Annotated in this window: 10 protein-coding genes; 3 read left to right on the plus strand and 7 right to left on the minus strand. The window is 65.5% G+C overall.

What is annotated here, in order from left to right; translation table 11 throughout:
* Window positions 1-223: 223 nt before the first annotated feature.
* The gene (gene msrA, locus ACSQ3E_RS21065) at window positions 224-958 is read left to right on the plus strand and encodes a peptide-methionine (S)-S-oxide reductase MsrA (protein WP_436124190.1); all 735 of its coding nucleotides are present in this window, start codon (window positions 224-226) and stop codon (window positions 956-958) included.
* A 96-nt stretch (window positions 959-1,054) separates the two neighbouring features.
* On the opposite strand, the gene ACSQ3E_RS21070 is transcribed toward msrA, so the two are convergent.
* On the minus strand, window positions 1,055-1,756 hold the full coding sequence (locus tag ACSQ3E_RS21070; RefSeq protein WP_436124191.1) for a phosphoribosyltransferase: 702 nt from the start codon (window positions 1,754-1,756) through the stop codon (window positions 1,055-1,057).
* 90 nt (window positions 1,757-1,846) lie between these two features.
* Between ACSQ3E_RS21070 and ACSQ3E_RS21075 the strand changes: the two genes are divergently transcribed.
* Window positions 1,847-3,028, plus strand: a complete 1,182-nt coding sequence (locus ACSQ3E_RS21075; protein WP_436124192.1) for a M20 aminoacylase family protein — start codon at window positions 1,847-1,849, stop codon at window positions 3,026-3,028.
* Between the two features lie 35 nt (window positions 3,029-3,063).
* On the opposite strand, the gene ACSQ3E_RS21080 is transcribed toward ACSQ3E_RS21075, so the two are convergent.
* A complete protein-coding gene (locus ACSQ3E_RS21080; protein ID WP_436124193.1) occupies window positions 3,064-3,987 on the minus strand; it encodes a nucleoside hydrolase in 924 nt (307 codons plus the stop codon).
* Window positions 3,988-4,144: 157 nt separating this feature from the next.
* On the opposite strand from ACSQ3E_RS21080, the gene ACSQ3E_RS21085 reads away from it, so the two are divergent.
* Window positions 4,145-6,019, plus strand: coding sequence for an adenine deaminase (locus ACSQ3E_RS21085; protein WP_436124194.1), 1,875 nt, complete (start codon window positions 4,145-4,147; stop codon window positions 6,017-6,019).
* Window positions 6,020-6,217: 198 nt separating this feature from the next.
* Here the strand turns inward: ACSQ3E_RS21085 and ACSQ3E_RS21090 are convergent, their stop codons facing one another.
* The 5 genes from ACSQ3E_RS21090 to ACSQ3E_RS21110 are packed head-to-tail and all read right to left on the minus strand — an operon-like array spanning window position 6,218 to window position 11,686.
* Complete coding sequence (locus ACSQ3E_RS21090) at window positions 6,218-7,627, minus strand: M20/M25/M40 family metallo-hydrolase (RefSeq protein ID WP_436124195.1); 1,410 nt, start codon at window positions 7,625-7,627, stop codon at window positions 6,218-6,220.
* A gap of 41 nt (window positions 7,628-7,668) precedes the next feature.
* Complete coding sequence (locus tag ACSQ3E_RS21095; RefSeq protein WP_436124196.1) at window positions 7,669-8,991, minus strand: amidohydrolase family protein; 1,323 nt, start codon at window positions 8,989-8,991, stop codon at window positions 7,669-7,671.
* Window positions 8,992-9,005: 14 nt separating this feature from the next.
* Window positions 9,006-10,067 (minus strand): ABC transporter ATP-binding protein, encoded by a 1,062-nt coding sequence (locus ACSQ3E_RS21100; RefSeq protein ID WP_436124197.1) that lies wholly within the window; start codon window positions 10,065-10,067, stop codon window positions 9,006-9,008.
* 6 nt (window positions 10,068-10,073) lie between these two features.
* On the minus strand, window positions 10,074-10,862 hold the full coding sequence (locus tag ACSQ3E_RS21105; RefSeq protein ID WP_436124198.1) for an ABC transporter permease: 789 nt from the start codon (window positions 10,860-10,862) through the stop codon (window positions 10,074-10,076).
* Window positions 10,862-11,686 carry an ABC transporter permease gene (locus tag ACSQ3E_RS21110; RefSeq protein ID WP_436124366.1) on the minus strand — a complete coding sequence of 275 codons (825 nt, stop codon included), beginning with the start codon at window positions 11,684-11,686 and terminating at the stop codon, window positions 10,862-10,864. Before ACSQ3E_RS21110 ends, ACSQ3E_RS21105 begins: the two co-directional genes overlap by 1 nt.
* Window positions 11,687-11,723 lie beyond the last annotated feature (37 nt).

Below are 11,723 nucleotides of genomic sequence, written 5' to 3' on the forward strand. Positions count from 1 at the left end.
AGGATTCGCAGCGTCAAACGATCGAGGGTGGACGCCGGGCCGTCTGGATTGCGCATCGGACCGGCCGCAGCAGCAGTCACTTGCGCGTGACCCATGCCGATTCCGCGTAACAAAGCCACATCTATCTCCGTATCCTGTTCTGGCGGGCATCGGCCGGCCTGGCCGGGCGAACCCAGGCGTCTCTCAAAGGGCGCCGCCAGGATCGACGAACTGGAGCAGTTGGATGACACGCGAATTTTCGAACGTGAGAAAGATTGCCAGCGGGCCGGCATTCTGGCTGTCAGCCGCGGCCGCCGCATTTGGCGCCTGGGCTCTGGCGACACCGAGTGCCGCGCAGGAGGGCATCAAGATTCCGGCTCCCGCGCTCGACGAAGCGGCGCAAGGCAACTCGGAGGTGGCCGTGCTGGCAGGCGGCTGCTTCTGGGGCGTGCAGGGCGTGTTCCAGCACGTCGAGGGCGTCGCCAACGCCGTGTCAGGCTATGCCGGCGGCGACAAGCAGACGGCGCAATACAATGTCGTCGGCAGCGGCGCGACCGGCCATGCGGAGGCGGTCAAGGTCACCTTCGATCCACGCAAGATCAGCTATGGCCAGATCCTGCAGATCTACTTCTCGGTCGCGCATGACCCAACCCAGCTCAACCGCCAGGGCCCAGATACCGGTACGCAATACCGCTCGACAATCTTCCCGGCCGACGCCGAACAGGCGAAGGTCGCCAAGGCCTATGTCGTTCAGCTCGACAAGGCCAAGGTCTTCGACGCGGCCATCGCGACGACGATCGAACCCGGCCGTGCCTTCTACAAGGCGGAGGACTATCATCAGGACTTCCTGACCTTGAACCCGACCTACCCCTACATCGTCTACAACGACCTGCCGAAGATCGAGAACCTCAAGCGCCTGTTCCCGGATCGCTACCGCAGCGACCCAGTGCTGGTCTCGGAGGCCAAGGCGTCCAATTGACAGCAAAAGGCATTCCAGCAGAGGTGGCATCTTGGCGCGATGTGCCCGACCGGGAAGTCCCAAATGGCCCCCTGGAAGCAGCCGCGTGGGTGAAGCTCAGTACTGCGCCGGGAACCAGCCGCCACTGGTGCTGCGGCTGAGCCGCGGCGAGGTAATGGCGCCGTGGATGCGTTCGACGAAGCCGGCATCGAGTTCGGCGATCGCCCGGCGCCAGACATCACCCTGCAGCATGCCGAAGACCGCCGCCACCGGCTGGATGCCGGCCTTGGCCAATAGCTTCAGCACCGCCAGCATCGAGCTACCGGAGCTTACAACGTCATCGACGACCAGCACCCGTCTGCCTTCGAGCAGCGGCAGCATGCGGGGATCGAGATAGAGCCGCTTGGCGTGTTCGGGGCTGGTGATCGAGCTCATCGGCTCCGACAGCTCCTCGCTGTACCAGAATTTTCGCGACGTCCCGAGCGCCACCATGCGCTCATGGCCGAGACGCCGGGCAACGCCGTTGGCGAGCGGCAGGCCGAGCGTCGGCACGCCGATTACCACATCTGGCGCATAGGCCCGGGCACTTGCCGCCATGGCGTCCGACAGCGCATCCTCGACCGCAAAGCTTGCCTGGTTGACAATCATCGAGGCCACCGCCCGGCTGCCGTCACCCGGCAACACACGGACGGGCAGCGCGATCTGGCGCCCGTCGGGCAGAGAGGCCGGATAGAGGTCGCTGAAGCCATCCGCCGGGGTTGCATCAAACGTGCCTGCGGGAAAAACTGTCTGCCAGAATTGATGCGGAGCGAGTGGCACAACGGGCCTTTCTGTTGCAGAAGGGGACATGCGGCGCCGATGGCCCTGGGCGCCTCAGATTGCGGAACCGGGCCGAACGGAGTTTGCGTGATGACATCGACGGCCGGGCACGACAAGGGCGAAATCGAGATGCTGACGGCCCTGCGCCGCGACATCCACGCCCATCCTGAGCTTGGCTTCGAGGAAGTGCGGACGTCAGGCATCGTCCAGAAGATGCTGGCCGAAGCCGGCATCGCCGTGCAGGCGGGGCTCGGCAAGACCGGCGTCGTCGGCACACTCAAGCTCGGCGAAGGCGCGCGGCGCATTGCTCTGCGCGCTGACATGGACGCGCTCGCCATGCCCGAAATGGCCGAGGACCGTGCCTACAAGTCGACAGTGTCGGGCAAGATGCACGCCTGCGGCCATGACGGCCACACCGTCATGCTTCTGGGTGCCGCCCGTGAGCTCGCCCGCCGCAAGAATTTCTCTGGCACTGTGCATTTCATCTTCCAGCCCGCAGAGGAAGGCCGCGGCGGCGCCAAAGCGATGATCGAGGACGGCTTCTTCAAGCAGTTCCCGGTCGATGCCGTCTATGGCCTGCACAACATGCCCGGCATCGCAACCGACAGCATGGCGGTGGTTTCAGGGCCGCAGCTCGCCTCGTCCGACCGCTGGACCGTCACCTTCAAGGGCATCGGCACCCATGGCGCCAAGCCGCATCTCGGCCGCGACGCGATGACCGCAGCCGGCCAGTTCCTGACCGCACTCCACACAATCGTCGCGCGCCGGGTCGATCCCCTTCAGCCGGCGGTGGTCAGCGCCTGCGCCATGGAAGCCGGCAGCTTCGAGGCGCTCAACGTCATCCCCGATCTGGTCAGGATCGGCGGCACCTCGCGCGCCTATTCCGCCGCCGTGCGCGACCAGCTGGAAGAGGAGATCGGCGCGCTGGCCGAAGGCTCGGCCAAGCTCTACGGCATCGAGGCCGAGTATCGCTATTTCCGGCAGATGCCGCCCGTGGTCAACGACAGGGATGCCACGCGCCGGGCGCTGGCGGCGGCGCAGGCGGCATTGGGCGTCGAGCAGGTGATGACCGAATTCCCGCCATCGACCGCCGGCGACGACTTCGCCATGTTCAGCCAGGAGGTGCCGGGTGCCTATGTCTGGCTCGGCAACGGCCCCGCCGTCGACGGCGCGCTTCACCACAACAGCCGCTACGACTTCAACGATGATGCGCTGGCGAGCGGGGTGAAGTTCTGGACGACGCTGGTGGAGCAGGAGCTGGCGGCGGCGTAGTTGCCGTCGTCGACGCGCTGAAAAGCTACGACGCGCTACACCGCCTTCAGCCGGTCATAGAGCAGCTTCAGTACTGCCGCGCTCTCGACCTTCAGCGCCACCGAGACCGGAGCACCGTCTTCCGAAACCGTGAGCGCGCCGGCGTCGCGCGTGGTGCCGGTGTCGACGGCAAGCTTCAACGTCTCGCAAGTGAACAGAGCCTCGTCGAGCGCCAGAAGCATCACGCAAGGGTCGTGCAGCGGCCGGCTTTCGCCGCCCGTGGTCGACTGGAAATAGGCGTCGATCAGCGCGCCCGAAGCGACAGCCGCCGGCACACCGGATGACTGCAGCATGGCCGTGTCGTCGCGCGTGGCGCGGACCTTGCGGGTTACGTCGAGCGGAATCAACGTCATGTCGAGCCCGGCGGCGAAGGCGATCTCGGCGGCTTCCGGATCGGCGGCGATGTTGAACTCGGCGCGCGGGCCGATGTTGCCCGGTTCGTAGACAGCCCCGCCCATGGCGATGACGCGGCCGATGCGGCGGGCAGCCTCCGGATGCTCGGTGACGAGGCGGGCGATGTTGGTGAGCGGGCCGAGCGCCAGGATGTCGATGGCGCCGGCTTCCCCAGCCTCAAGCGTGTCACGCAGCCATGTCACGGCGTCGCCGGCCACAGGAAGGGTCAGTGCGTCGGGGAAGGCCACACCGCCGAGGCCGTCATTGCCGTGAATGTCGGCGGTGTCGAAACCCTTGCGTGACAGCGGCCCGGCAGCGCCTGCGATGACAGGCACGTCGACACGCCCTTCCAGCGCCAGGATGCGGCCGGCATTGCGGGTCGTGGTGGCGATGCCGATGTTGCCGGCGACGGTGGTGATGCCGATGACGTCGAACTCGGCCGACTTCAGCGCCAAAAGGATCGCCACCGCATCGTCGATGCCGGGATCGGTGTCGATGATCACCTTGCGGGTGGATTTCAGCTGCATGGCGCGACCTTTCATTCCAAATCAACTCCGACTGGCTTCACATCATCGCATCACGTGAATCAAGCCGAAATGCTTGTCCCAGCACAGCTCGACCGCTGTATGCTGGCACAGCGGAAACGGGTTCCGATTTCAAGGGCGATGCAGTAGAGGCGAGGCCATGACCAAGACAGCTCCTTTGCCCACCGATCTCCTCATCGATCCCGCCGACGAAATCCTGATCCGGCAGGACCTCGTGCTTACTGCCCTCGGCAAGCGCGAGGCCGACCGGCTGGTCCAGTTTGGCCGCGTGCTCGACGTGCACACCGGCACCTGGATGGATGATTGCGAGGTGGCGATCCGCGGCCGCCGCATCGCCTACGTCGGCCCGGCCGGCTCCTTCCCGGGCACGGCGCGCGAAACGATCGATCGCACCCATCTTTCGGCAGTGCCCGGCTTTGGCGAAGTGCACAAGCACATCGAAAGCTCGCACCTGACGCCGGAGCACGAGGCAGCGCTCGTCATGCCGCGCGGCAACACCTGGACCTGCGAGGCGAGCCACGAATTCTCCAACGTCAACGGCCCGAACAATCTCGAATTCTGGCTGACGGCCCGCCGCGCCGGCTCGCCGATGAAGATCTTTCCGCTGCCCGGCTCGGCGGTTCCGCCGACGGCTTATGAAGGCGGCGGCGGGCATTTCGGCTATGCCGAGCAGATCGGCTTCCTCGGCAAAAGCACGATGGTCGCCGGTCTCGACGAGGTCATGGACTGGCCGGCCGTCTGGAACCCGGAGAACCCGTCCTATGGCCGGCTCTGGGGCATGATCCAGGCCACCTTCGAGAAGCGCGGCGTGGTCGAGGGCCATGGCGCGGGCCTGCGCGACCTGCCGTCGATCAATGCCTTCGCCGCCGCCGGCCTGTCCTCCGACCACGAGGCGTGGACGCCGGAGGAAGCATGGGACAAGCTCCGGCGCGGCATCTTCATCGAGATTCGGCCGCATTCGATGCCCGACATCATCAAGGGCCTGCTCGAACGCGGCCTGCGCGACTGGAGCCAGGTGGCGTTCGCCACAGACGACCGCAGCGCCTCCGACACGCTGAAGATGGGCGCGACCGACCACAATGTCCGCCTCGCCATCGAAAGCGGGCTGGCACCCGAGATCGCCTACCAGTGCGTCTCGATCAACCCGGCGCGGCACATGCGACTGACGCCCTTCGTCGGCTCCATCGCGCCCGGCCGCTTCGCCGACATGGTGCTGCTCGACAAGGCGGCGACCGTGTCGATTTCGGAGGTCTGGGCCGACGGCGAGCGGGTGTCCGAGGGCAAGACCTTCACCGGCCATTTGCCTGACATCGACTGGCCCGACTGGGCGACGAAGACGGTCAATGTCGGCCGCAAGCTCACCGCCGCGGACTTCGCCATCGCAGCCGAACCGGGCCGCACGACGATGCAGGCAGCGCTGCTGCGCCCGTTCCATTGGGACGACAATTTCATCACAACAGAGCTGCCGGTGGCGGATGGCGAGGTGCAGCGCGACAGCGGGCGCAACGTCACCAAGTTCGCCGTCATCGACCGCTATTCGGGCAAGGGCCGCGTGGCCAAGATGTTCTGGCTCGGCTGCGGGCCGAAGACGCCTGATACAGCGGTCGGCTGCACCGTGGCGCACGACCAGCACAACATCTGGGTGGTCGGCTCGTCCGACGCCGCCATGGCCGAAGTGGTCAACCGCATCTCGGAAAACCAGGGCGGCTGGGCGCTGGTGACCGGCGGCAAGGTGGTCGCCGACGTGCATTACGAGGTCGGCGGGCTGATGACCAACCGTCCCGCCGAGGCGCTCGATGCCGAGATGGAAACGCTCTACGCCGAAGCCAACAAGATCGACTGGCTCTACGAGCCGACCTTCTCGCCGCGCTGGTTCCCCGGCTTCCCCGAGCGGCTGCAGTTCGCCACGTTGACCTGCGCGCCTTGGCGCTGGGTGCTGGTGGCGCCGACCGACGCGGTGCCGCAGGGTTTCGTGAACGTGCAGACCGGTGAGAGCCACAAGGTGGTTTGGTAGGATCGAAGCAGAGATGCCGTCATCCCGGGCGAGCGCAGCGAGACCCGGGACCCAATTCGGCGCGGCCGGGTTTTGGCTTCGCGAGACATCGATGAAGCGCGCCGAGGCAAGTACCGAGCCGCGCCATAAGATGGTCCAGTCAATAGGTCCCGGATAGCCTTCGCTTCGCTCCGGCTTTCGGGATGACGACTGGTGGCCTCAGCCCTTATCTTCCGCAAAGGCCGCAAGGATGCGCGCCCAGGAGCGGATGCCTTTCCGGAAACTCGACAGGTCGTATTTTTCGTTCGGACTGTGAATGCGGTTGTCGAAGCGGGCGAAGCCGATCAACAGCGAATCCATGCCGAGCTTTTCCTTGAAGGCGGAGACGATGGGGATCGAGCCGCCGCTGCCGGCAACGGCCGCCTCGCGCTCCCACTCCTCGGTCAGCGCGCCCAGCGCCTTGGTGAGAAAATCGCCGTCGATCGGCATGACGGTCGCGGCACTCGCGCCGTGGTCGATGAACTCGACCGAGCAATCGGCCGGGATGCGGGCGCGGACATGGGCGCGGAAGGCGTCGCGGATCTTCTCCGGGTCCTGGCCGGCGACGAGACGGAACGAGATCTTGGACTGCGCCTTGGCCGGGATGACGGTCTTGAAGCCCTCTTCAGTGTAGCCGCCGATGATGCCATGGATCTCGCAGCTGGGCCGCGCCCAGACCTGCTCGAGCACCGATCGGCCGTTTTCGCCGGCGGGAATCGACAGGCCGATGTCGCCCAAAAAGCCCTTGTCGTCGAAGGGCAGGCGCTGCCATTGCGCCTTGATGGCGTCGGGCAGTTCGCGAACCCCGTCATAGAAGCCGTCTACCGACACGCCGCCGTCTGATGTGCGCAGGCTGGAGACGATGTCGGACAACACCTGCAGCGGGTTGCGCGCAGCGTTGCCGTAGATGCCCGAATGCAGATCGCGGCTAGCGCAGGAGATGACGATCTCCTCCTTCAGCACGCCGCGCAGCATGGTGGTCACTGCCGGCGTCTCGGCATCCCACATGTCGGTGTCGCAGACCAGCACGACATCGGCCTTGAGCTCGGCGCCCGTGCTGTCGAGGAAGGGCGGCAGGCTCGGGCTGGAGATTTCTTCCTCGCCCTCGAACAGCACCGACACCTGGATCGGCAGGCTACCGGTGACGGCCTTCCAGGCGCGGCACGCCTCGACGAAGGTGAGCAACTGGCCCTTGTCGTCGGAGGCACCGCGGGCAACGATGTGGGTCTCGCCGTCAGGCTGCGGTACCAGCTTCGGCTCGAATGGATCGGAATGCCAGAGCGCCAGCGGGTCGACCGGCTGAACATCGTAGTGGCCGTAGAACAATATATGCGGCCCTTGCCCGGTACGGTCGTGGCCGACCACCATGGGATGCCTTGCGGTCGCGCGCACCGAGGCGTCGAAGCCGAGTTCGCCGAGCTCCTTGGTCAGCCATTCGGCGGCACGCTTGCAGTCCTGTGCATGCGCCGGATCGGTCGAGACGGAGGGAATTCGGATCAGGTCGAACAGTCGCTCCAGGCTGCCGTCGATGTTGGCGTCGACATTGGCGAGCACCTTGTCGAGCTGCGCCGAGGCTTCCGATCTGTTCATGGCTTTGTCCTTCCCTAGTACTAACCGGACGGTTCCGAAACTCAGCCCGCAGCGTCGATGCGAGCCATCTCGGCCTTGAAGCTTTGCGCCACCTGCAGCGCGTCGCGCAGCACCTTCTTGCGTTCGAGGCTGAGCACCTCGCGGCCGCGCATCAGCCAGTCGCCACCGACCATCACGTCGCGCACGTCGGTCGGCATGGTGGCGAAGACCAGCGTCGAATAGATGTCGTAAATCGGCTGCTGGCGCGGCGACGACAGGCTGACGCGGATGATGTCGGCCTGCTTGCCCGGTTCGAGCGAGCCAACCTTGGCGTCCAGCCCCAACACCTTGGCGCCGTCGCGGGTCGCCATGCGCACGACATCGACCGAGGCCATCGGCTTGCGGCTGTGGCCGAGCAGCTTCTGGAACATCGACACCGGCGCGAACTGCGAAAACAGGTCGAGCGTGTTACCGCTCATCGCGCCATCGGTCGAAATGCCAACGGGAATGCCGGCCTTGCGCATCGCCTCGACGGGTGCGATGCCGCGCCCGGCCTTGCCATTGGAGCGGGCGTTGTGGGCGACGCAGACCTGGGCGTGAGCCATGCGCTCGATGTCTGTCTCGTCGACATGCAGGCAGTGGGCACAGATCAGTCCCTTGCGCAGCAGCCCGGCCTTCTCGACCACCTCGACCGGGCGCATGCCGTGGGTCTTTTCAGCCCACTCCATCTCGGCATCGCTCTCGGCGAGATGCATCTGCACGGGTACGTCAGGATGGTCGTCCGCCCAGCGGGCGATGCGCTCCATCGTTGCCATGCCGGTCGAGTAAGGGGCATGAGGCGCGATGGACGGGATGACACGCGCATGGCCTGCGAACTCGGCGACAAGCGCCTCGGTCAGTGCGAAGCCCTCGTCGACCGACTTGTGATCCGGCGGATCGAAGTCGGCGATGGTCTGCCCGAGCACGCCACGGATACCGGCCTTAGCGACGACGCGGGCAACCTCGGTCTCGAAGTAATACATGTCGGCGACCGACGTGACGCCGCCCTCGATCAGCTCAAGTGCTGCAAGTGCCGTACCGGCACGCACCGCCTCCGGCCGCACGAACTTGCGTTCCAGCGGCAGGATGTAGCGGTAGAGCCGGTCGTCGACGTCTTCACCCAAGCCCCGGAACAAAGTCATCGCCATGTGGCAATGCGGGTTGACCATGCCGGGCATGACGAGGTCGCCACCAGCATTGACAATCTCGGCGCCGGCGACCTCGGGGGCCTCACCCGCGCCGACAGCCTTGATGACTTCGCCCTCGACATGGACCCAGCCCTTGTCGATGACCGGCATGTCCGCCGTGCAAGGGAGAACGGTGGCGTTGGCGATGAGGATGGACATCTACAGTCCTCAGTTCATTCCGGCTTCAACACGCAGCACTGGTCGGGCACGGGCACGAGCTTGGCCTGGGCGCCCGGCTCCAGCGGCGCCGACAGCGAGCCGTTGGCGATCAGCTGGCCGGCGGCGGTGTCGGCCTGGTACTGGTAGGCGCGGCCGAGATAGGTCCTGAGGCCAAGCGTCGCCGGGATGCCTTCGGCCGTGGCGTCGGTCGACACGGAAAGGCCGTCCGCGCGAGCAGCCAGCACGAACGCATCGGGGATCGCGCCGAAGCGGTCCTGGGACAGCTTGAGTAACGATCCGTCGCCGGTCACTGCCGTCACGGTCGCGCCGTCGCGCGCGGAGACCTTCATCGGCACCAGGTTCTCGAAGCCCACGAAGCGGGCGACAAACGCGTTGGCCGGGCGCTGGTACAGCGTCTCGGGCGTATCGAACTGCATGATGCGGCCGGCATTCATGATGGCGACGCGGTCGGAGATGGAGAACGCTTCTTCCTGGTCGTGGGTGACGTAGACCGAGGTCGTGCCATTGGCGCGCTGCAGCTGACGGATTTCGACACGCATGTCGACGCGCAGCTTGGCATCGAGGTTGGACAGCGGCTCGTCGAACATCAAAAGCGGCGGCTCGATGACGAGTGCGCGGGCGAGCGCGACGCGCTGCTTCTGGCCGCCCGACAGTGCGCCCGGCAGACGGTCGGCGAGTTGCGAAAGACCAACGCGTTCGAGCATCGCCTTGGCGCGCTTCTCGCGATCGGCCGGGGCCACGCCGCGCTGCTTGAGGCCGAAGGCGACATTGTCGAGCACCGAAAGATGCGGAAACAGCGCGTAGTTCTGGAACACCAGGCCGATGTCACGCTTGTAGGCGGGCAGCCGGGTCAGGTCCTTGTCGCCGAGGCGGATCGAGCCGGAGGTCGGCTCGAGGAATCCAGCGATGAGCCGCAAGGTCGTTGTCTTGCCGCAGCCCGAGGCGCCGAGCAGCGAGACGAGCTCGCCCTTGCCGACCGACAGCGACAGGTCCTCCAGCACCTTGGTGGCGCCGTAGTGGGCGGTGAGATTCTGGACAGTAAGTGCCTGGGTCATATGGGTCTACTTCGCAAGGAAGGTGAGGCCGAGCGTGCGCTCGACGATGGCCATGACTGCGACGGTCAGCAGCATCAGCAGCACCGACACCGACGCGATCGTCGGATCGAAGAACTGCTCGACATGGGCGAGGATCTGGATCGGCAAGGTCGAGATGCCGGGACCGGTGAGAAACAGCGACGTCGACACGTCGTTGATCGAGGTGATGAAGGCGAGGATGAAGGCCGCGATCACGCCCGATCGGACATTGGGCAATACGATGGTGAAGAAGGTCTTCACCGGCGGGCTGCCGAGGCTGACGGCGGCTTCCTCGATCGAGAAGTCGAAGGAGGCAAGGCTGGCCGAGACGACACGCACGCAATAGGGCAGTACCAGGAGCATGTGGCCGACGAGCAGCGTCAGGAAGATCGGCGTCTCCATGCCCACCGCCACCGATTTCAGCAGCGAGAAGCCGAGCACGATCTCGGGCACCAGGATCGGCAGCACGAAGACAGTCGACAGCCAGGTCGGCAGTTTGATGCGGTAGCGGTTGAGCGCATAGGCGGCGGGGATGCCGACCAGCAACGCCAGACCGGTCGCCAGGAAGGCGAGCTCGAGGCTGGTAATGATGGTGCGGCGGAAGGCGCTGATCTCGAAGATGTTCTCGAACCAGCGCAGCGTCAGACCTTGCGGCGGGAAGGTCAGATAGGTGGTGTCGCTGACCGACGCGCCAAGCACGATGATCAGCGGCCCCATCAGGAAGATGTAGACCAGGACGGTGAACAGGATCAGCAGGGGATTGATACGGCTGGTCATCATGTCGCCATCGGGTTGAGGCGCCGCGCGACGCGGCTCATGGCAAGAACGACGGCGACAGTGATCACCACCATGATTGCTGCGATTGTGGATGCGCCGACCCAGTCGAACGACACCATGGCGCGCTGGTACATCAGCGTGCCCATCACCATCTGGCGCTCGCCGCCGAGAAGCTGGGGCGTGGCATAGGCGGTGAAAGAACCGGTGAAGACGAGAACGGCACCGACGATGAGGCCGGGCACGGCGAGCGGCAGGATGACCTGCCGGAAGGTGGCAGCCGGCGTGGCGCCCAGTGACGACGAGGCCTGGACGACGTCGTCGGGAATGTTCTCCAGCACGCCGACGAGCGTCAGGATCATCAGCGGTACGAACAGATAGACCATCGCGACGATGACCGACCCTTGCGTGTAGAGCATCGACAGCGGCTCGCTGACCGCGCCGATACCGACAAGGAAGTTGTTCAGGATGCCGTTCTTGCCGAGGATGATCAGCCAGGCGAAGGAGCGGACGACGACACCGGTCAGCAGCGGGAAGACCGCTGCAATGATCAAGAGGCTCTTCAGCTTGCCCGGCGACTTCGACACGACATAGGCGGTCAGGAAGCCGACGACGAGCGAGATGGTGGTGGTCGCCAGCGAAATCTCGATGGTGCGCCACAGAACCGTGCGGCGGAAGCCGCTGTTGAAGAAGGCGATGTAGGGGGCGAAGATGCCGCCATCCTCGCCGAAGGTCGTGGCGATGGTGGCCGCGACGGGCAGCACCAGGAACACCAATACGGCCAGCGTAGCCGGCCCTGCGAGCCACCATCCGGCAAAGCGTTTCAGCATGAAATCTCTTCCAGTTTCCACGGACAGATGGCGT

It is taken from the genome of Aminobacter sp. LjRoot7, from assembly GCF_964252895.1.
Classification (GTDB): Bacteria; Pseudomonadota; Alphaproteobacteria; order Rhizobiales; family Rhizobiaceae; genus Aminobacter; species Aminobacter aminovorans_B.